Source organism: Pontibacter litorisediminis (assembly GCF_029360645.1).
In the GTDB taxonomy this organism is placed as follows: domain Bacteria; phylum Bacteroidota; class Bacteroidia; order Cytophagales; family Hymenobacteraceae; genus Pontibacter; species Pontibacter litorisediminis.
In genome coordinates, this window is the sequence record NZ_JARDUA010000001.1 from 89,431 (window position 1) to 109,811 (window position 20,381).

The 20,381-nt window shown below is 53.1% G+C and carries 21 protein-coding genes; 11 read left to right on the top strand and 10 right to left on the bottom strand.

Going from position 1 to position 20,381, the window contains the following annotated elements; translation table 11 throughout:
• Window positions 1-14 precede the first annotated feature (14 nt).
• Together PXG97_RS00395 and PXG97_RS00400 are read right to left on the bottom strand one after the other, a co-directional pair.
• Window positions 15-251, bottom strand: a complete 237-nt coding sequence (locus PXG97_RS00395; RefSeq protein WP_276495724.1) for a hypothetical protein — start codon at window positions 249-251, stop codon at window positions 15-17.
• A 70-nt stretch (window positions 252-321) separates the two neighbouring features.
• The gene (locus tag PXG97_RS00400) at window positions 322-1,044 is read right to left on the bottom strand and encodes a hypothetical protein (protein WP_276495725.1); all 723 of its coding nucleotides are present in this window, start codon (window positions 1,042-1,044) and stop codon (window positions 322-324) included.
• A gap of 134 nt (window positions 1,045-1,178) precedes the next feature.
• On the opposite strand from PXG97_RS00400, the gene PXG97_RS00405 reads away from it, so the two are divergent.
• The 9 genes from PXG97_RS00405 (at window position 1,179) to PXG97_RS00445 (ending at window position 9,135) form a co-directional block, all read left to right on the top strand.
• On the top strand, window positions 1,179-1,874 hold the full coding sequence (locus PXG97_RS00405; protein WP_276495726.1) for a hypothetical protein: 696 nt from the start codon (window positions 1,179-1,181) through the stop codon (window positions 1,872-1,874).
• Between the two features lie 81 nt (window positions 1,875-1,955).
• On the top strand, window positions 1,956-2,519 hold the full coding sequence (locus PXG97_RS00410; RefSeq protein WP_276495727.1) for a hypothetical protein: 564 nt from the start codon (window positions 1,956-1,958) through the stop codon (window positions 2,517-2,519).
• Between the two features lie 264 nt (window positions 2,520-2,783).
• Window positions 2,784-3,125 carry an ArsR/SmtB family transcription factor gene (locus tag PXG97_RS00415; protein ID WP_276495728.1) on the top strand — a complete coding sequence of 114 codons (342 nt, stop codon included), beginning with the start codon at window positions 2,784-2,786 and terminating at the stop codon, window positions 3,123-3,125.
• Window positions 3,126-3,158: 33 nt separating this feature from the next.
• The gene (locus PXG97_RS00420; protein ID WP_276495729.1) at window positions 3,159-3,692 is read left to right on the top strand and encodes an ArsI/CadI family heavy metal resistance metalloenzyme; all 534 of its coding nucleotides are present in this window, start codon (window positions 3,159-3,161) and stop codon (window positions 3,690-3,692) included.
• A gap of 82 nt (window positions 3,693-3,774) precedes the next feature.
• The gene (locus tag PXG97_RS00425) at window positions 3,775-4,545 is read left to right on the top strand and encodes a metallophosphoesterase family protein (protein WP_276495730.1); all 771 of its coding nucleotides are present in this window, start codon (window positions 3,775-3,777) and stop codon (window positions 4,543-4,545) included.
• A 54-nt stretch (window positions 4,546-4,599) separates the two neighbouring features.
• Complete coding sequence (arsB, locus tag PXG97_RS00430; RefSeq protein ID WP_276495731.1) at window positions 4,600-5,685, top strand: ACR3 family arsenite efflux transporter; 1,086 nt, start codon at window positions 4,600-4,602, stop codon at window positions 5,683-5,685.
• Window positions 5,686-5,797: 112 nt separating this feature from the next.
• Window positions 5,798-6,475, top strand: coding sequence for a response regulator transcription factor (locus tag PXG97_RS00435; protein WP_276495732.1), 678 nt, complete (start codon window positions 5,798-5,800; stop codon window positions 6,473-6,475).
• The gene (gene porY, locus PXG97_RS00440; protein ID WP_276495733.1) at window positions 6,472-7,737 is read left to right on the top strand and encodes a sensor histidine kinase; all 1,266 of its coding nucleotides are present in this window, start codon (window positions 6,472-6,474) and stop codon (window positions 7,735-7,737) included. The genes PXG97_RS00435 and porY overlap by 4 nt, the downstream gene beginning before the upstream one ends.
• Window positions 7,738-7,821: 84 nt before the next feature.
• Window positions 7,822-9,135, top strand: coding sequence for a PepSY-like domain-containing protein (locus tag PXG97_RS00445; RefSeq protein WP_276495734.1), 1,314 nt, complete (start codon window positions 7,822-7,824; stop codon window positions 9,133-9,135).
• A gap of 78 nt (window positions 9,136-9,213) precedes the next feature.
• Here the strand turns inward: PXG97_RS00445 and PXG97_RS00450 are convergent, their stop codons facing one another.
• The 4 genes from PXG97_RS00450 to PXG97_RS00465 form a co-directional block, all read right to left on the bottom strand.
• Window positions 9,214-10,290 (bottom strand): mechanosensitive ion channel family protein, encoded by a 1,077-nt coding sequence (locus PXG97_RS00450; protein WP_276495735.1) that lies wholly within the window; start codon window positions 10,288-10,290, stop codon window positions 9,214-9,216.
• A 122-nt stretch (window positions 10,291-10,412) separates the two neighbouring features.
• Entirely contained in the window at window positions 10,413-12,266 is a 1,854-nt protein-coding gene (locus PXG97_RS00455) for a glycoside hydrolase family 13 protein (RefSeq protein WP_276495736.1), read from the bottom strand.
• Between the two features lie 175 nt (window positions 12,267-12,441).
• On the bottom strand, window positions 12,442-12,942 hold the full coding sequence (locus PXG97_RS00460; protein WP_276495737.1) for a DUF4920 domain-containing protein: 501 nt from the start codon (window positions 12,940-12,942) through the stop codon (window positions 12,442-12,444).
• 181 nt (window positions 12,943-13,123) lie between these two features.
• Entirely contained in the window at window positions 13,124-13,702 is a 579-nt protein-coding gene (locus tag PXG97_RS00465) for a hypothetical protein (protein ID WP_276495738.1), read from the bottom strand.
• 265 nt (window positions 13,703-13,967) lie between these two features.
• Between PXG97_RS00465 and PXG97_RS00470 the strand changes: the two genes are divergently transcribed.
• A complete protein-coding gene (locus PXG97_RS00470) occupies window positions 13,968-14,594 on the top strand; it encodes a cytochrome c oxidase subunit 3 (protein WP_276495739.1) in 627 nt (208 codons plus the stop codon).
• Window positions 14,595-14,712: 118 nt separating this feature from the next.
• Here the strand turns inward: PXG97_RS00470 and PXG97_RS00475 are convergent, their stop codons facing one another.
• A complete protein-coding gene (locus tag PXG97_RS00475) occupies window positions 14,713-17,268 on the bottom strand; it encodes a T9SS type B sorting domain-containing protein (RefSeq protein WP_276495740.1) in 2,556 nt (851 codons plus the stop codon).
• 127 nt (window positions 17,269-17,395) lie between these two features.
• On the bottom strand, window positions 17,396-17,905 hold the full coding sequence (locus tag PXG97_RS00480; RefSeq protein WP_276495741.1) for a hypothetical protein: 510 nt from the start codon (window positions 17,903-17,905) through the stop codon (window positions 17,396-17,398).
• 281 nt (window positions 17,906-18,186) lie between these two features.
• Between PXG97_RS00480 and PXG97_RS00485 the strand changes: the two genes are divergently transcribed.
• The gene (locus PXG97_RS00485) at window positions 18,187-18,654 is read left to right on the top strand and encodes a hypothetical protein (protein WP_276495742.1); all 468 of its coding nucleotides are present in this window, start codon (window positions 18,187-18,189) and stop codon (window positions 18,652-18,654) included.
• Window positions 18,655-18,781: 127 nt separating this feature from the next.
• Here PXG97_RS00485 and PXG97_RS00490 read toward each other — a convergent pair whose 3' ends face one another.
• Window positions 18,782-19,213, bottom strand: coding sequence for a DUF2147 domain-containing protein (locus PXG97_RS00490; RefSeq protein ID WP_276495743.1), 432 nt, complete (start codon window positions 19,211-19,213; stop codon window positions 18,782-18,784).
• A gap of 741 nt (window positions 19,214-19,954) precedes the next feature.
• Window positions 19,955-20,329 (bottom strand): hypothetical protein, encoded by a 375-nt coding sequence (locus PXG97_RS00495; protein ID WP_276495744.1) that lies wholly within the window; start codon window positions 20,327-20,329, stop codon window positions 19,955-19,957.
• Window positions 20,330-20,381: the final 52 nt, after the last annotated feature.

Here is a 20,381-nt window from a genome sequence, read left to right on the forward strand (position 1 = left end):
CTTTTATAAACAGGTTAGTGACTTCCGGCACTGCTGCCTACATCATTTCCCCCATCCTGCACATCGGCGCTGCCGCGGCTGCCGCTCTTCTGCGAAGGCGCCCCGCCTACTTTGCCTTTCATGGCCTCCTCGTTATCTATTGTTTTGGCTTGCCCGGTAGGGTTGATGTTTGGCACTTTATTACCCTTGTTAAGGGTCTTGTTTACGTCTTCGTTTTTTAGCTTGTCTTTGCTCTTATCGTTCTTGTTCATCTTTTACGTTCTTTTAAATCTTAAACAGATGCTGTAATTACCTCTATGGCATGTCACAGCTTTTATAGTATTAATAGTTGTCGTACCCGAAACGCGATCTGTTTCTACTGGCATTTTCCTGGTACTGGTCCTGATCCGGATGCCGGCTGGTGTAAAAACCATGGTAGCTGCGGCGCTTACCGCTTACCGGATCATAGCGGCTGTTCCAGTCCGGATCGTAGTTGCTGCTGCCATCATAGCCATAGCTAAGCGAGCCTGCCTTGTTGCCGTAGTTTTCCCCGCCTCCCTGGCCATAGTGGTCTGGGCGGTAGTCGCCGTTAAAGTTTCCCGCACCGTACGGGTCATGATCCTCTATGCGGGCATGCACACTGCGGTGCTTCCGGTTTCCGTTGTCATAGCCGGAACTGTTGTGGCCGTAGCGGCTTTGGTCATTCCAATCGGCATTGTTGCTGCTGCGGTAGTTCTTGTTGCCTTGGTCGCGGTAGCGGCTGTCCATGTTGTAATTGTCGTGGTCATAGCCGCGGTTGCGGCTTGGGCCATTGTAGTTGCGGTTGTAGTCGCTGTTATAGTTTCTGTTGTAGTCCCGGTTGTAGTCCTGGTTATAGTCGTTAGAGCGGCGGTTGCGCTGCGTGCTGCCGAAGCCATCCCAGGTGGTTTCGTTGCGGTGGTCGCTGGTCGTGTCTAAACGGTAGGCGCCACGGTAGCTGTCCTCATCTACGCGGCGGCGGTCACCATCGTGCCGTCTGTTATGCTCTTCTCTATCTCTATTCCGGTTCCAATAGTTTCCTTCCATAGTTTTTAGGTTTGTTTGTTGTATGCTTTTTAACGGATGCCGCGCCCGGAGGTTTAGGGCCTCCTTAACCTTTGGGCCGTGCTGTCCCGTACTAACAGGTAGAATAAATCAATCCATATTTAAAAGCACAAGCTATGAGAGACAACAGAAATGAGAATTATAGAAGACGCGAAGATTACCAGGAGGACCGGGATGCACGCTGGTTGCATGACCACCATCAGGGGCAGAACTCAGACAGAGGAAACTATACGGTAGACACGCATTTTAACCGGGGCTATGGAACTAACCGAGCCAGCCAGTACGGCGACAACACTAGCTTTAACAGCAATGCCGACCAGTGGCAGATGTACCCGGAAGGCCGTTTCCAGGCCGGCGGTGCCCAGTACAGCGGGGAGGACTATACCCGCGGGAGCCGTGGCAGCGACAACCCGTATGGCATGACCTATGTGCCGAACGATGACCATAACTCCGGCCGCCACTACGAGCCGCAGGCCGATTACTCAGACAGAGACTACGAGAGTTTGCGCCGGCAGGGCCGCTCAGACTACCGTTACGGCATGGCCGACGAACGCTTCGGGCACGATGTGCGCCAGGGCAACCATGACGGAAACTGGGCTAGGGGCCAGCGTGGCGACTATGAGTCGTACCGCCGCTACGAGCAAGGTAACCGCAACTATGATAACGACTACAGGGGAGGCTTCAGTGGCCGTAACTACGCCCAAGGGGAGCGGCATTACGGGGAAGGCAGTCGCTACAGCGACCTGGATAACCGGCAGGGAGAGCGAGACCAGGATTACGGCCGTTACATGCAAGACCGCGACCGTCGCTAAAACCTCACTTAAAATGTAACTATGTATAACCAAAGCGGCGCCGGGTACTACGAACCGGTGCCGCTCATACTATAAAAGAACATGAGAGACGAAAGAGATATGCATTACGGTGATTTTAGCCGCCGCTACCGACAGGAAGGGCATGATAACCATGGCCACTGGCGCTTCCATGGCCGGGAACACGCGTATTTGGGAGATACCCGCAATGAACCCAACGAGCACTACCGCATCCAGCATAGCCAGGAATATGGACGTAGGGGCGGGGAGGCCGGAAACCGTGAGGACTATTATAATGAGATGTACGACATCTCCAATTACACCGACCAGCCCCGTTCTGCGGACTATGGGCTGCCACGAGGCGCCGAAAACGACCTGGACAGTGTAGAGCGTTTCCCATATGCGGAAGGGCCCTACAGCAGGCAGCCACGCCACTACCGGTACAACAGCGGCTATAACCCGAACTACGACAACCCGGAGGAAGGCGACCGCTACCGCGACTTCGACAGCCGTGGCAACTTCGGTTACAGGCACGATGCTTCCTATGGCAACGCCGACGAGTTCCGGGATTTCGGGGATGACCACTATGGCCGGCACGACCGCACTAACAGCGGGTACTATGGATATTTTGGGGGCTATAACATGTAAGTGCCTTTTTTTGTAACCATTCCGCAGGAGATACTGTAAATTGTATTAAATTTCCATCTGAGAAAAGGCCGCGGCAGGAGCTGCGGCTTTTTTTATGCCCCTGCAACTTCTCACCTATACTTAAGCTATAAAGCTGTGCTTTGGTTGTTGCACCTTTTTGCAACGGTGCTGCATCTTTCGAAACTAAGTTTTATGAGGCATTAAATTTATTTCTTGCCATTGCTTATACAATGTCGTATGTTTACGTCATACTTCATTTAAAGCATGACCTATACCAAAGCCACACAGTTTAGCCCGGAGCAGCAGGAGGTAGCCCGCTTGGCCAAGGTGTTGTCGCACCCGGCGCGCATCGCAATCCTGCAGCACCTAGCCGAAGCAAAGACCTGCATCTCCGGCGATATCTCTAACGCCTTGCCGCTGAGCCGCACCACTGTATCGCAGCACCTGCAGGAGCTCAAGAACGTCGGCCTGATAAAGGGGGTGATCGATGGGCTCACCGTCTGCTACTGCATCGACCAGGAGCAGTTCGATAGGGCAAGGCAGCTGCTGGATAGTATGCTGACCTCTATTAAAAGTACCTGCTGCAACGACAGCTGCAGCTGTTAAACATAAGAATTCAACCGAGTAAAGTATACAGCTATGAGCCATTCCCTTTTTCCCCGCATGCACGTGAGCCTGTACGTGAGTGATATCCGCAGGACCACCGACTTTTATACTTCCTTCTTCGGCCAGGAACCGACCAAAGTAAAGCCAAACTACGCCAAGTATGTGCTGGACAATCCCTCGCTGATCATCTCTTTTGTTGAGAACCCGCAGCGGGTGCAGCAAAACTTCGGCCACCTGGGCTTTCAGGTGGAGACGCAGCAGGAGTTGGAGCAGCGCCTGGAGGTTGCCAAAGCACAAGGCCTCGTGCTGAAGGAGGAGATTGGTACCGCCTGCTGCTATGCCGTGCAGGATAAGTTCTGGGTACAGGACCCGGATGGGGTGCAGTGGGAGGTGTATTACTTCCACGAGGATGCCGAATTCAACGACCCGCACTACGAAAACGCCGAAGCCAGCGCCTGCTGCATGCCGCCTGCCAAAGACGAGAAGCCTCTGGTACAGCTAACCGATATCAGCTTTACGACAGGCTTGGAAGGCGAGGTTTGCACCCCCGGCAGCGGCTGTTGCTAAAGTATAAAAATTAACATTGCAGGAAGTATAACATCTATACTTGCTGTGTTTTTTGCCTGTTTGGTTAAATCATTTCTGAAACATGAGAATAGCTTTCTTTAGCGACATCCACGCTAACCTGCCGGCCCTGGATGCGGTGCTGCAGGACCTGCAGCAGAAGCAGCCCGACATGGTGTACTGCCTCGGCGACCTTGTGGGCTACAACGTGTGGGCCAATGAGGTGGTGCAGTTGATACGCCAGAACCGCATCCCCACCATTGCCGGCAACTATGACGAGGGTGTGGGGCTGAACAGCGGTGACTGCGGCTGCGCCTATAAGTCTGAGGAGGACAAAGCCCGCGGCAACCAGTCCATCAGTTTCACCAACCAGATCCTCAGCCCTGCTAACCGGAAGTACCTGCGGGAGTTGCCGCGCCACCTGGCATTGGAGTTTCAGCCAGAGAAGGGGGAGAAGCTCCACCTCCTGATGGTGCACGGCAGCCCGCGGAAGATAAACGAGTACCTGTTCGAGGACCGGCCGGAGAGCAGCATGGTCAGGATAATGGAGGAGGCCCGGGCCGACATCATGCTTTTTGGCCATACGCATAAGCCCTATCATCGGAAACTGCTGTCGGAGCAGGGGCAAACCTACAGGCACGCCATTAACCTGGGCTCTGTAGGCAAGCCGAAAGACGGCGACCCGCGCGCCTGCTACGTGCTGCTGGAGTTGGATGAGCATAGCACGGCCGCCGTGGCGGAAAGTATCAAAGTGGAGTTTGTGCGCGTGCCGTACGACGTGGAGCAGGCCGCCCAGGCCGTAGAGGAAAGCCCGCTGCCAAACGAGTTTGCCGACATGCTGCGCAAGGCTTATTAAAAATTTGTCATACAGCGATTTATGCTATAGTCTTAAAGTATAGGTATAATTAACATGACAACCTGTAACCCCACTTATAAACGTAAGCGCCTTTCCTTCCTAGACCGTTACCTCACGCTTTGGATCTTCCTGGCGATGGGGCTTGGCGTGGCTTTGGGATACCTGCTGCCAGGCACCGAAAGCTTCATCAACTCCTTCCAGAGCGGTACCACGAACGTGCCTATTGCGCTTGGCCTCATCCTGATGATGTACCCGCCCTTGGCGAAGGTGCGCTACGAGCAGCTGGGCAAGGTGTTCCGTAACATTAAGGTACTCTCGGTGTCGCTGGTGCTCAACTGGCTGGTGGGGCCGCTGCTCATGTTCCTGCTGGCTATACTTTTTCTCCGCGATTACCCCGAGTACATGGTGGGCCTGATCATGATCGGCCTGGCCCGCTGCATTGCCATGGTCATCGTCTGGAACGAGTTGGCCGAAGGCGACCGGGAGTATGCCGCGGGGCTGGTGGCCTTTAACAGCATTTTCCAGGTGCTCTTCTACAGTCTGTTTGCTTACCTGTTCATCACGGTGCTGCCGCCCTATTTTGGCATAAAAGGCGAGGTGGTGAGTATAAGCATGGGCGAGGTGGCCAAGAGCGTAGCCGTTTACCTGGGCATACCGTTTGCCGCTGGCTTGCTGTCAAGGGTGGTGCTGAAACGTATAAAAGGAGAGGAGTGGTACCAGCAGAAGTTCATCCCCTTCATCAGTCCCATTACCCTTATCGCCTTGCTTTTTACCATTGTGGTGATGTTCAGCCTGAAAGGCAACACTATTGTGAGCATTCCTTTCGATGTGCTGCTGCTGGCCGTGCCGCTCATGATATACTTTGCGGTGATGTTTTTGGTGAGCTTTTTCGCGGGTAAGGCCGTGGGGGCAGACTACGCACAGAACGCGGCCATTTCATTCACGGCGGCGGGAAATAACTTTGAGCTGGCCATCGCCGTGGCCATCGGGGTATTCGGCATCAACTCCGGCCAGGCCTTTGCCGGGGTAGTGGGGCCGCTGGTGGAGGTGCCGGCACTGATCCTGCTGGTGAACGTGGCGCAGTGGCTGCGGAACAGGTTTTATACTTCCCACAAGCACGAGGCGAAAGTGACAAATTGATCCATCCTAAAAAGGAGCGGTCGCCTGCCATTTGCGTGGCAGGCTTTTTTTATACTTATTGCTCAGAATTCCTTCAGACTTCTTCTGTAATTTCCCGTTTCTGAAAGATCCTATGAAAGTACTTGTTATAGAAGACGAAGAGGCGCTGAAAGAGTCTATCGTGGCTTACCTGAAGCAGGAGGGCTATACCTGCGACGCCGCCACCGATTACCACAGCGCCCTGCTCAAGACAGCCTCCCACACCTACGCCTGCCTGGTGGTAGACCTTACCTTGCCCGGCGGAAACGGGCTCAACATTGTGCGCTCGGTAAAGGAGAACCACCCGGACACCGGCATCATCATCATATCCGCTAAGAACGCCCTCGATGATAAAATTACCGGTCTGGAAGTGGGGGCCGACGATTACCTGACCAAGCCGTTTCACCTGTCGGAGCTGAATGCGCGCTTGAAATCGGTGCTGCGGCGGCGCAATTTCAACGGGCAGAAGGTGCTGCGCGTGGGCGAGGTGGAGGTGCAGCCCGAGGCGGCAGAGGCCTCGGTGGCTGGCAAGCCGCTCACGCTTACCCGCAAAGAGTATGAGTTGCTGCTATACTTTGTCTCCAACCGCAACCGTGTCCTCACCAAAGAATCCATTGCCGAGTACCTGTGGGGCGATCACATCGAGATGCTGGACTCCCTGGACTTTGTGTACACGCACATCAAGAACCTGCGCCGCAAGATCGTGGATGCCGGCGGCCAGGATTACATCCAGACGGTATACGGCCTGGGCTACAAGTTCACGAGCCCATGAGAATCCTGACCAAGACCAGCTTATACTACCTGCTGGTGTCGCTGGTGGTGTTCGCGGTGGGCGGTACGGTGTTTTACCTGTCGCTGCGCGAGGAGATCTACGATGAGGTGGACGACCAGCTCTTTACGGACAAGGAAAACATCATCGCCTACATACAGAAGTACGATCGGCTGCCGAACGTTACCTCCGGCATTTCGGAGGCCATATTGGTGAAAGAGGGCAACGCCGACAACCTGGTGATGGAGCACCTGCGGGACACGCTCATCTATAGCACCTACGACGAGGAGTACATCCCTTTCCGGCAGCTCACCTTCACGGCCTACCGCCAGGGCAAACCCTACGAGTATACTATCCTGAAGTCCCTGATGGATTTCGACGACCTGACCGAAAGCACGGTTTTGGCCATGATCTGGATCTTTATACTGCTGTTGGTAGGCCTGGCTTTTGTGAACTACTACACCAACAAGTATACCTGGCGGCACTTCTACGATACCCTTGCCCGGATAAAGGGGTACTCCTTGAGCCAGCAGCAGCCGCTGACCCTTAAGAAAAGCACCACGAAAGAGTTTGAGGAGCTGAACCAGGTGCTGCACAGCATGACGCATAAGATCCACAGCGATTTCCTGAACCTGAAGGAGTTCACCGAGAACGTCTCGCACGAGATACAGACGCCGCTGGCGATTGTGAGCAGCAAGGTAGAGCTGTTTATGCAGTCCGAGCACCTGGACGAGGAGCAGGCCCGTCTGCTCTCGGACATGTACGGCGCCCTGAACCGGCTGGCCCGCCTGAACAAGTCCCTCATCCTGCTAACCCGCATCGAGAACCGCGAGTTTACCGCTGAGGAGCAGGTGCCGCTGCACAAGCTGCTGCAGGAGCAGCTGGCTCACTTGCAGGAGGTGATCAGCATGCGGGAACTGGATGTGCAGGTGGAGGAGCTGGAGGAGGTGCACCTGCATATGAACAGCGGCCTGACCGACGTGCTGCTGCAGAACCTACTCAACAACGCCATCAAGCACAACTACCCGGGGGGAAGTATAAAGGTGCTGCTCAACCGCCAGAAGCTCTGCATCCGCAACACCGGCGATGCGCCGCAGGACCAGCCTGAGCAGCTCTTCAGCCGCTTCCGCACAGGCCACGACGCCGTAGGCTCGCTGGGCATTGGGCTGGCGCTGGTCAAAAAAATCTGCGACCTCTACGGCCTTATCCCCAAGTATAACTACAGCAACGGCGAGCACAGCCTCTGCATTTATTTTACAAAATAATGTCGCAGCGGCCCTTTCTTCAGATTCTCTTCAAATTCAGCCAGTATACTTGTCTATAGGCTTTAATTTGAAATTTTGAATCATATGAATACGAACAAGTTGACTAGTGCCGTGCTGGGAGGAGTGCTGCTGTTTGGAGCTACAGCGTGTGGCGAGATGAGCAGTGAGATAAGCGAGCTATGGAACAGGGTGGAGGTGCCGGAAGGCGTAAAGACGCAGTTTGCATCCCTTTACCCTGACGTGAAGAATCCGGATTGGGATGAGGAGGATGCAGGCTTTGAGGCTGAGTTTGAGCTGGGAGGCCGTGAGCGCTCCGTGCTGTTCAGCCCGTCGGGGCAGCTGCTGCAGGTAGAGGAGGAGATTGCCGCCAACAGCCTGCCTCCGCAGGTGCTGGCGTACATGCAGCAGTATTTCGACAAGTATACCGTGGACGAGTCGAGCCTGGTAAAAGAAGGCGGAACAACACGCTATGTGGTGGAGCTGGAGCACCGAAACCAGGAGGTGGAGCTGACCTTTGACCAAAGCGGCAACCTAATAGAGCAAACAGGTGGTGGCACAGCTCCTGCCGCCGCTGCAGACGTGCAGGAGGCTTCGCTTATACATGCCATAGGGGGTTCTGACGCCAACGCCAACGCTTTTGCAAAACCAGAGGCCTCTTGGGAGCTGCCGGCTGAGTTACGGGAGGTTTCCGGCATAGCACTGCTGCCAGGTGAGCGTATGGCTTGCGTGCAGGATGAGAAAGGCATTATCTTCATCTACAACCTGGAGTCGCAGAAACTGGAGGAGCAGTACCCATTTGGTGGCCCAGGCGATTATGAGGGCCTGGCTGTTGACGGCAGCACGGCCTACGTGTTGCGCAGCGACGGCACCGTGTTTGAAGTACGTGACTTTATGAGCCAGAAGCCGCAGGTAAGGCAATTTAAATCGGTGCTTGCCGGCAGCCAAAACACCGAAGGGTTGGCGCTGGACAAGGCCAATAACCGCCTGCTGCTCGCCTGCAAAGGCCACGACAAGGCACTGGGCCAGAACAAGGGCATCTACGAGATCAGCCTGGAGAACGGTAAAATGAACCCTGATCCCGTCATAACTATCCCATTGGCGCAGGAACCTTTGCAGGCCTCATCCGGCAAAAGCAAAAAGGACGGGTACGACGTGCTTCAACCTTCCTCGCTAGAGATACACCCACAGACAGGGGTGTATTACATGCTCGATGCCGTGAACAACCGTATCATGGTCTTAAAGGAAAACGGCTCGATCAGCAGTGTGGTACCGCTTGATAAGAAGGCGTTGCGACAGGCAGAGGGCCTTGCCTTCGCTGATAACGGGGATGCATACATCGCCAGCGAAGGAAGCAAGAAAGGCAAAGCTGTCATCCTGAAGTATAAGACTGCGCTATAAGTATAAATTTCCCTTCTAAAGCAAACGGGCAGCGGCCATCAAGGCGCTGCCCGTTTTTATTGAGTTGCATGGAGGCCACTAGACGGCCTGTTCTTCTTTCTCTTGTTGCTCGTGCACCACAAACATCGTGCGGGTCGGGTAAGCGAACTCAATCCCACGCTTCTGGAACTCCCTGAAGATGCCCAGGTTGATGCGTTGGTGAATGTCCATGTAGTCGTTGTAGTTAGAGGACAGCACGTAGTATACCGTCTCAAAGTCGAGGCTGGAGTCGCCGTAAGACACAAAGTGGGCACGGTCGAAGCGAACCATGTCCTGTGCCTCCACAATCTGGCGCAGTAACTCCGGGATGCTCTCCAGGTGCTCGTAGCTTGTCTGGTAAATAACACCAAGCTTAAACACCACGCGGCGCTGCTGCATCTGCTTGTAGTTGTGGATGCGGGAGTTGGTCAGGTCGGAGTTGGCGAATACCAGCTGCTCGCCTGAGAGGCTCTTGATACGCGTTGTCTTCACACCCACCTTATCCACCACACCGGACTTATCATCGATCACTATAAAGTCTCCTACCTCAAAGGGGCGGTCGAAGAAAATAACGAAGTAGTTGAAAAGGTCACCGAGTATGTTTTGGGCTGCCAGCGCCACGGCAATACCTCCAATACCCAGGCCGGCAACCACCGTGGTGACGTCATAGCCCAGGTTATCCAAAAGGGTAAGCAGTCCCAGGCCCCAGATAATGATGTTTACGACCAGGATCACGCCGCCTAACTGCTTCACTTTCTCTTCACCGTTATCCTGCCGGCCAATGTAGGAGCGCAGCAGCAACAGGATGGTGGAGGCGATGATGCGGATAGCCAGAAACGTGATGGCCACGGTAACGGCCACCTGAATGATTTTGTTGAACCGCACCGGGAGCGCCAGGTAGTCCAGGCCAGCGTAGAACAAGGCAATGTAGAGGGCCGGCACTCCAAAGCGGTCTATGCTCTCTATCAGGTGGTTGTCAAAGTTGGACTTTGTCTTCTGTGTGAGCTTGGCAATACGGGTAAGGACACGTTTTTTAAAGATACCGATCAGCAGGATACCAAGCAGCACAAAGCCTAGCGCGATAAGGTACGTTTGGATGGAGTTGTGGAAGTATACTCTCTCAAGAAAGTCAGTCATGTGGTAGTAATTGTGGTTCTGGCCAAGATTTATACTTTAGCCGATGTTGCTTAAAAAGCAAGTATAAAAAAACAGCACCCGGGATGCAAACCGGATGCCGTTCAGAAATGTTTCAGCCAGTGTCACTGCAGCTCCAGCACTAACGGGGCCTTGCTAGGCAGCGCGACCTTTGGCTGGCTCAGAATATAAGTTTTCCCTGATAGCACGTCAACCCCTGTTGCTACTCCTTTTAACTGCGGCGCAAACTTCTCCAGCTCCAGCTCATACGGCTCTTCGTTCTTATTCAGGATCACCATGACTTTTTTGCCGGGCACTTCACGGAAGTACACGTACACGCCTTTATAGGGAGCGTAGTGTATTAATTTCCCTTTGTGCACCACCTCGGCACCTTGGCGCCAGCGCAGCAGCTTTTTCATGAACTGCTGCATCTGCACCTGTTGCTCTGTGAGGCCCTCGCCGGTAAAGGCATTCGTTTTGTCAGCGGGCCACCCTCCCGGAAAGTCAGTGCGGATAATGCCATGGTCGCCTTTTGCCTCGTTGTGCATCAGGATCTCCGTGCCATAGTAAAGTTGTGGGATGCCTCGCGTGGTCAGGAGGAAGGTCAGGGCTAGTTTTGTCAGATCCGCGTCCTGGTTCATTTGGGTGTAGATGCGGTCCATGTCATGGTTGTCCGGGAACACCACCAGGTTTTGCGGGTCGGCGTAGAGGAAATCTGTGGCCAGCACCTGGTATAGGTGCAGCCAGCCGGTGTCCCAGCCACGCTCCTCGTCGCGCAGGGCAGTGGCCAGGGCGGCCTGCACCGGGAAGTCCATAAGGCTGGGCAGGTAAGATACATAGCCATTGGGATTGTGCTTGCCGCGTTGCCAGTACGCTACAATAGCCGGGTTGAGAGACCACTCTTCGCCCACGATGTTAAAGTTCGGGTACTCTTCCATTACGCGGCGGGTCCAATTACTCATAAAGCCTGGGTCAGGATAGGAGTAGGTATCCATGCGGATGCCGCCTAGGTCAGCATACTCAATCCACCAGAGCGAGTTTTGGATCAGATAGGTAGCCAGTAACTTGTTTTTCTGGTTCAGGTCTGGCATCGACTCCACAAACCAGCCGTCGGTGTGCAGGTTGCGATCATAAGCCGAGGCGTAGGGGTCCTGTAAGGCTTCGCGGCGGTGGTTAGTGGTTTTATGGTTTGCCTGCTGGTTCAGCCAATCTTCCGTCGGCAGGTCGTTCATCCACCAATGCTCCGAGCCGATGTGGTTCAGGACCATGTCCATCACCAGCTTTATACCACGCTGCCTGGCCTCCTTTGAGAGCTGCAGGTAGGTCGCGTTGGAGCCGAAGCGAGGGTCCACTTTATAGTAGTCGGTGGTGGAGTAGCCGTGGTAGGAGGTTCTTTTTTGGTTGTTCTCCAGTACCGGGTTTACCCACAGGGCTGTAAAACCCATGTCTTTGATGTAGTCTAGGTTCTGAATAATGCCCGCGATATCGCCTCCGTGGCGGCCGCTCTTGTCAGACCGGTTCAGCCCTTCGGTCATGCCTTTTACCTCATCGTTTTTAGGGTCACCGTTGGCAAAGCGGTCGGGCGTAATCAGGTAAAGCACATCGGCCGTTGTAAAGCTTTGCCGCTGGGCCGCGTTTGCCTCCCGCTGCTTCAGCTCGTAGGTGTAGCGATGCACGGTTTTGTTGCCCTGCTTCAGCTGCAGCGTAAACTGGCCGGGCTTTGCATTGGTAAGGTCGAGGTTGATGAAAAGGTAGTTAGGGCTCTTTACCTTGATGACATCTTTAAGCGCTACCCCGTCGTGCTTTACTACAGGGGTGAGGGTGCTGATGTTATCCCCATGCAGCATCAGCTGCAGGCCAGGGTCTTTCATGGCTGCCCACCAGAAGGCCGGCTCCACCCGCAGCTTTTGCTGGGCAAAGGTTGGAAGCTGCCAGATGATGAGGAGCAGCGTAAGGATAGATAATTTCTTTTGGAGCATAAAATAGTGTTTGAGGCCAGCGAATGGATGAGGAGCGAGGTCCCCATTTATTTAAAATAGCCGTGTTCGCTGCAGACTATCCCTCCTGCGCTCCTTATTTTGAATCAAAGGCACTAAAGAAACGGGCCGCCGCATACGACAGCCCGTTTCTTTAGTGCCAACGGGCTTGGCGTCTTTACTTTAGAAGAACACCGTCCGCTACGAACCTCAGTTCTTCGCGGGGTGTCGTGATAGCTGCAACCTCTTCTGCGGACTTTCCTGCATCCTCTGCAAAGTGGCGGAGGTCTTCTACAGAGACAACTTCACGCTTGGCGGTGCCGGTGAACACTACCTGGCGGCCCTCCAGGTTCTCCGTCGGCACGAAAAAGCCGTAGTCGCGAAAGGTTACTTTCATGTGTGTGTCGTCATCCAGCTTCACATCCATCCAACAACCTTTCTTCTGGCAGCTCTCCTTTATCTCCGCCGCCACAGTTGCCTGAAGAGAATCTTTTCCGGCTATGGCTGTGGTTAGCTCAGAGGCCGGAATCACATGTTCTTCGGTAAAGGCAGCTCCGTAGGCAGAACCTGCGCCCGGTGCGGTAGTTTCGGTGCCAGTCCCGTTTGTGGCAGAAGACTTGGTTTGGTCACAGCCGAAGGCGGCAACAGCCAGCAATAGCAGGATAGAGGCATTTTTCATTGAATTGCATTTAGGTGATGGATACACAAAAATAACGTTTCCACCCATACGCGCAAGACTTATGAGCACGTATCAGCTGCAAAAAGCGGCCTGACCGCCGCATGTTGATGCAAGAGGTAGCTACTACACCTGATAGTTTATAGTATACTACATAAGTGGCATTAAGATAGAGGCATATGGATTACCTGCTGGTTAGGTTTATCCATCGGGCACGATCGATCGTAATGATTAGCCGGCCCGTAAGCAGGGGGAGGTATGCTACCGGCAGCGATGCCTGAAAGTCTTCCAGTCGCAGGTCGAGGGTAGTGGAAAAGTAGAGCGAGCTGCTCTCCGGCGCAAAGCTAACAGGCGCCTCCAGATCCCTGGTCACATTTTGTAGCCGGACGCTCGTACGGCGCTCCAGCGTTTCCGGGCTAAGGTTACCCGCGTTAATCTGCTGAACTGGGGCTGCCATGGTAATGAGCAGCTGCGGGTACTTGGCCCCAAAGAGCACCTCATAGGCCATGTTCTGTGGCACCGAGTCCTGGACCGGCAGAAGGGTTTCTACAGGCAGAATACATTCAAGTTGCTGTGTTTCCTTGTTGTAGCGCACCAGCATCTGGTCCGACACGAACTCATAGCGGCCGGCGGGCCCATCCAGCGCGAGCAGTACACGGTTGCTGCCGGTGTAGGGCGCGCGGTTACGTTGGGCTAGAGTGCCTGTAGCTGACAGCAGCGTGAGCAGTAACAAAAGGTATAGCAGGTGTAGTTTTTTCTTCATAACAGTGGTATGCAGGCATGAGACACCTCTTCTAACGCAAACGACCGGGCAATGGTGATGGCTTCCTGCTATACTTTTCTGGTAGAAAGCAGCACAACAAAAAGAAAGTGTGGTGGTTAATCTCTTATAGGGCTGTCCAGCATAAATTAAAGGGGCGTTTATAAAACTATAAACAGGCTGTAAAAGTATAAAATACTACACGTATAGGGTGCAGCAGGTATTGAAGCAATGCCCGCTTTTAGGGCCCAGGATAACGGAGCAGAGGATGAATCAAGATAAGAAGAACCAAGTAAACGCAAGGCAGCGGTCAGGCTTCAAGAGGATCGAGCGCATGCACCCAATACGGATGCTGCTGTACCTGAGTATGGTGGGCATCGGGGTGCTGTTCTTTGTGTTGGTGGTGGCGTTTGTCCGCACCGGCGGCTTCCCGGAGGGGCAGTTTGAGCTGCCCAGGTTCTTCAGCATCAGCACCATAATTCTTCTTTTCAGCAGCTACACTATCTCTAAGGTGCCACGCCTTTACAAGCACGAGAAGCTAAAGAAGATGGCGCGCTACCTGGCCGCTACTCTGGGTCTGGGCTTGTTGTTTATTGGTGCGCAGCTTATCGGCTGGAACGAAATGACGAAATCGGGAGTGCATTTTACCGGCAAATCCTCCGGCACTTATCTATACCTGATCTCTGCACTGCATATCCTACACCTGCTGGGCGGCATTATTTTCCTCTCGTTCATGGTGTTTAAAACGATTTATGTTAACAGCGACGCTGTGCGCAGCCTTGTCTTTATCCGGGACCCATTCCGGCGCCTGCAGCTCTCTATGCTTAACAGCTACTGGCATTTTCTGGATTTCCTGTGGCTTGGCTTATACCTGGTGTTGCTGTTTATGGCTTAATGCATTTGCTGTAAGCAGCTTATAGGATACAGTTATAAGTGATTGTTACACTTCGACCTTAAACAAAGCATGCCCCCACCAAAGTTTTCTTTATGGTGGGGGCATGCTTTTTCATTAGCTACCTTACTATCGTCACGCTTCCTTTGTAGGTGGTGGTGCCGTAGTCAATCACGTAGAAGTACACGCCGTCGTTTACCCCGTAGCCGTCCCACTTAAAAGCGCTATCGGTGCTGCGGAACACTTCACGGCCCCAGCGGTTGTACACCTTGATGCTGGTGAAGGTGGCGGTGCAGAACTCCGGTGGAAGGCCGGGTATGTGGAAGAAATCGTTCTTGCCGTCTCCGTTAGGGGTAAATATGTTTGCCGGCACGTAGTCCGCCACCTTGGGCGCCTCTACCCGAAACTCCATCGTCAGGCGCTGCGGCTTCGGGTCGCATGCATCCTCCTGCAGAACAAAGTTTACCCGGAGTACTTCCTGCTGTGCGGCCGGGCAGTTGGCCAACCAGGTGAACTTGCCTTTGGCCTCCCCAGGCCCGCCTGTGGCAGAGAACACCATGCCGTAATCGGCCAGGGCAAAGCCGTCTCCCTCCGCGGTAATGATCAGGTTGTCCCTGTCCAAGTCTAAGCCATCAAAGTTGGCCTCAAAGGCCTCGTTTAATTGCATGGCGAAGGCATAGGCGTTTTGGTCGGAGGTGAGGGTGGGGGCGTTGTTTGGTGCCCTGACGATAAACTCCAGCGTCAGCTCCTTGTCGGGAGAGGGGGCGCAGGCCTCCTCTGCCAAGTTAAATTTGACGCGAATGCTGTTCTCCTGGAAAGCCGTGCAGGTCGGGGTCCACGTGAACACGCCGTCGGCGGCCCCCGCACTGTTGGTGCTGCTGAACTGCATGCCAAGCTCTTCCAGCGTGTACCCTGCCGCACTTGCCGATAGCGAGAGCATGTCCAGGTCCACATCGCGCCCAAGCACATTGGCCGTAAAAGGTTGCCCTACCTCCAGCTCTATGGTGGTGGCGTTTTGGTCGGAGGCGATGGTCGGCTCATGGTTGTTGGAGACAGGGCGCACCTCGATCGTTTCTGTACGGGTAACTTCCTTCTCGCAAACGATGCTTTTCACTATAAAGTCCAGCGTATAACTTTCCTGCTTCATGGTCTCGCAGTTGATGTCCCAGGTGAAGGGTGAGGTGACGCGGCCTGTGCCGTTCTTGTTCTCAAAGTTGATCTGTTGTGTGCCAATGTCGAAATTCTTCCCGACGGCAGATAAATACACCTCATCTTCGTCAGGGTCCAGGCCTATCACATCGAAGTTGAGTTGGTCGCCCTCACGCACCTCAAACACGCGCCTGTTCGTTGTGAGCGATACGGAAGGGGGAGCATCGGGCAGCGGATCGATCACGAAACTTACCCGCACGGTATCCTGCCGGGGCAGGCTGCAGCCGTCGTCCTTCACAATGAGGTCCAGTTGGTATACTTTTCCCTGTGTGTCGAAGCAGTCGTTAAAACACACAGTGGCGCTAAGGGTATCTTGCTTGCCGCTTTGGTTGATCATGCCGCGGGTGGAGCCGCTAAAGGTAAAGCTCGAGGCGGGGAAGTTCACTGGCCTGGCCCGTAGCTCCACGAACTCGCGCATGTCCGGGTCTGTAAAGTAGATGTTCAGGCAGCGCTCGGTGTCGGTGGGGCTGATACGCAGCACCTGACCTTCTTCGTAGCGGCTTTTCTGCCCTTTTTTCTGCGCCAACACCTTTGGTGACTGGTTTCTGGGGCACTCCAGGACCAGCACCTGAAAGTCGCGGCGCACTTCGCCTATCTTCACTCCATCCCTGAACTCCTGCACCCGTATCCCAAAAACAAAAAGCCCTTTCTGCGACGGCTGCATGGTAAGCAGGCCTGTTTCCGCATCTATGTTAATAGGAGGGGAGCCCTGAATTTGGGTGTTGGTGCTGTAGCCCGCCTGCCATCGGATTGGCGGGTATGGGCCAGCGCTAGGATTGGTGATGTAGAACGGCGGGTAAGAGTTGATGTTATAGTATGCCGGCATGTTTGCTGAGGTATAGCCGTTAAGAGGCGTTACCATGTCATATACCAGCGAGTCTCCGTCGGGGTCGGTGCCATTGAACTCAAAGTAGAAGAGCTCGTTTACGCAGGCGTAGTCGCTGAGGGGCGGGAACAGGATGGGAGACGAGTTCTCAAAAAGCTGCCCGCTCTTCACCACCGGTGGAAATTCCATGTAAAATACCTGCGCGGCATCTTCTGGACGGATAATGTTGTTGATGGTGCGGTTCCGGCAGCAGCGCTCCCAGGTGATATAGTATCCCGCTGGCTCAAAGTAAGTGGTAGGGTTCAGGTAGATGTTCGAGGAGTAGATGATCTTGTCCGTCACCAACTCGCCCACCGTGCAGTCAATATTGGTATAGGGTACCCGTGTGGAGTTGCTCAGGTCCAGTGTGACACGGCCAATGTTCCTGTTGGTGGCCTTGCTGAAGATGTTTACCGAAATATATGGATCCCGCGCCCCAATGCTGCCATTGACCACGTCGAAGTACAGGTTCAGGGATAGTTTATAGTTATACCCGCTGATGTGCTGCATTTCAAACTCACCGCCTACGATATGGGTGGCGCGGGCGGGGTAAAGCGCGGTACACAACAAGAAGACTAAGAGGAGGAGTAGACGTTGCTGCATAGGCTTAGACAGAGCAGGTATGTGGAATGGTTACGAATTAAATATAACATTTAATATCGAAAGTTTATACCCTATCTAAGAAGATTATACTTGGCGGAACTGGCTGCTGTTGCCATGCCGGGCAGATTTATTTTCGCGCCTCCTCATCCGGCTCAAGCGTTTTTTCCAACAGCTCCTCAAAGGGGAGTGGCTTTGAGAAAATAGGGTCCTGGTAGCGGTTCGCGGCAAAGCGGATGTAGCCAGGTTTCTTGTTTATCCGGATGTAGTCGAGCAACACGTTTCCGTACAGCTGGTTGCAAAGGCTTGTGCCGGGAAGGTCAGAGGCGGGAGGGGTCAGCACCAGCTTTTCCACCTGCTCCGTGTAGCGCTCGTGCCTTACCTGAAGCGTGTTCCTGCTGTGCAAGCTATATCCCTGCTGTTGCACGCGGTCTTTCACAAGTTCAAAAAAGAAGCTGAAGTTATCGGGCCCTATACTGGGGTCATAGAAAAAGATTACCCCTTTTAGGTGTTCCTCACAAAGCAGCTGTACTCTGTATTGGGCTGGTAAATCTGCATTTTTATAGTGGTAGGCCATAAAGAAGGGAGCTGTCCAGTGCAGGTATACCTGGCTGTCAAGCCATTTCTGGTAGGCTTCCATAAACTTCACCGAGCGCTTTGTCTCGCTACAGGTGGGCAAATTATTTCTAAAGCCCAACAATCGCTTGAAAAAATCGTTAAATGGCATCTGATTATTTACCTGATAACACGATTTGCCTGAAATAGTTTTAGCACAAACCCCAAAGCTTTCTGGCGGGTGCTTTAGTAACAACCATTAGCTATTACCGATTATAGATATAACTTAACGTCAAATCTGCAGCTGCCTGTTTGGGCCTCAGGGGCTTCCTGTATGGTCATCGTTGCTGCTAACCCTGTAACTCAATGGAAATACTAACACAAGAACTCGAAACAAAAAAGCGGCTGCTACAGGAAAGTAACAAGCTGCTAAACGCGCAGATAAAGGCGGCTAAAGACGCTATGGATGAGGCTCAGGAAAGCGCGAACGATCATCAGGGGGCAATGGAGGACAAGTTCGAGTCTTTCCGGGAGAATTGCCAGATACAGCGAGATATGTATGCGCGCCAGCTGGATGAGCTTATAACCACGCAAAGCGTGCTGCGGCGTATTAACGCCACCAAAATGAACCAGGACGTTTCGCTAGGTGCCGTGGTGCACACGGAGTTGCAGAATTACTTTATTGGCGTGAGTCTTGGGGAGATAAAGCTGGATGGGGAGTCTTACTATGCCATTTCAGGTCTGTCGCCGCTTTGTAAGGCAATGATGGGTAAAACAGCAGGAGAAACATTTGTTTTTAGAGATAAAACCTATAAGATATTGCAAGTATTTTAGAGTCAGCAGCTTTTTGTTGAAATATTCAAAACCTACAACGCCAATTCACAGTTAATAGGCTGGTAAAGGGTTAATAAAAAGGGTTAGCTTTCGTGGCTAACCCTTTTGCTTTTCTTCCTTTTTCGGTCTATTGAACCCGGGTCCAGTTCTGCGATCTGCCAATCAGCGAGATGCCGATGTACCCTTTCACCTCCATTTTGTCCTTGCCGGTCATTTTCATGTAGCAGCTATAGGTCTTGCCGCTCTCCGGGTCGTAAATCGTGCCGTCGTCCCATTTGTTTCCTCCCTCGTGTTCAAAGCCCTCCATAAATCGCATGCCTACAAGCGGCCTGTTGCGGAGCTTCTTATCAGGGTTGTTATCGTCCAGCTTTGGTTTACCATTGCGCAGAGGCTCCTTAAGGGATACAATCTTGCCACAGAGTTTGTCACCGCACTTGTAGATCTCAAACTTCGCCTTGCCATCTTCGTTCGTCCATACCCCGATAGGGGAAAGGCTCTGGGCCCAGGCGACAGTGGAGAACATCATGAGCAGAACCAGGGTGATGAGGTGCTTTTTCATCTGAATTTTACGATTAGTTGTTTGTTTGCAAGGTAATATATGAAAAAAAGTTAGGTTTTGACTTCAGCCCCGCACAAAAATGGCCGATTTTTTTAATACTTTTTTAGAAGGTTAAAGCGCTAACTGCGCAGCAAGGTAAGCGGTAGTTTTAGTGGACTGTATTGTTCCTCAGTAGGTTGTGGAGGAGGCGGGCTTTAGAGTAGCAATGAAGGGTAAGGGAACGTGAAAAAGGGGACTTATAAAGAAGGAAACATTGTGAACTTTTAACCGTTTTTTTATCTTTATAAACAAGTGAGTGGCGGGTGCCACGGCCTTTAAGCCAAAAGTTCGTTATAATAACGCAGCGGCGGCTTAAGGTTTATGTCGGACTAAAGAGAAAGGAGGTGCTATGTCTAATCCATCGGTCGTCTTAGTAAGCCAAGGTAATAATGCTCACGTAAAAGGTGAGCTGGCTTAGTAAGCAGTACGAGCTACTGCTTGCGCAGATAGCAAATTACCTTTGGTCTTCTTAAGAGATGGTAAACTGAAAAACAGGGCGCCGCTTACTGAGAAATTGAAGGATTCTGAAACACCTGGTGTGTCTTGACGGGCCACATCAGGTGTTTCTTTTTTTTCAGCAGTTCGGCTGGGGCGGCAGTCCTGTTACCCCACGCATGCGCTCTGCTCGCCTGCGCCGATTAGGGGCACCCCTGTCACTTTTGGAATTTCTTTCTTCTCTGCCCTCTTTCCCAACTTGCCTGTTTACAAGTCATCCTTATAGATGCTGTTGTTGCTCTTGCGTCGCTCCTGCACGAAGGTGCCGACATAAAAAGCAACAGCTACAAAACAGCTAAAGGCCATCAGGAGCAGTAGGATATAGTGCAGGTTCCAGGTAAACGTCTCCGGGTCAAGCTGCCAGATCAGAAGCAGGCCCGTTAGCAGCGTAAGCGCAGACACAGTATGGAATACAAACCGGTTATGCTTGCGCAGATGGTAGGTGCAGGCCAGGAATAGTATACCAAAGAATGGCGCAGCCAGCATCACCGGCGGCCTGGCGGGGTTGCTGAAGTATAGGATGAGGCCTGCTGTGATAAGCAGCAGTGCGTTAAGGGTATTAACGATGTAGGGGTGTACCATAGCTTATGTTGTTCGCATTGTAAGGCCCTAAGGGCCAGCCATGGTCCGTTGT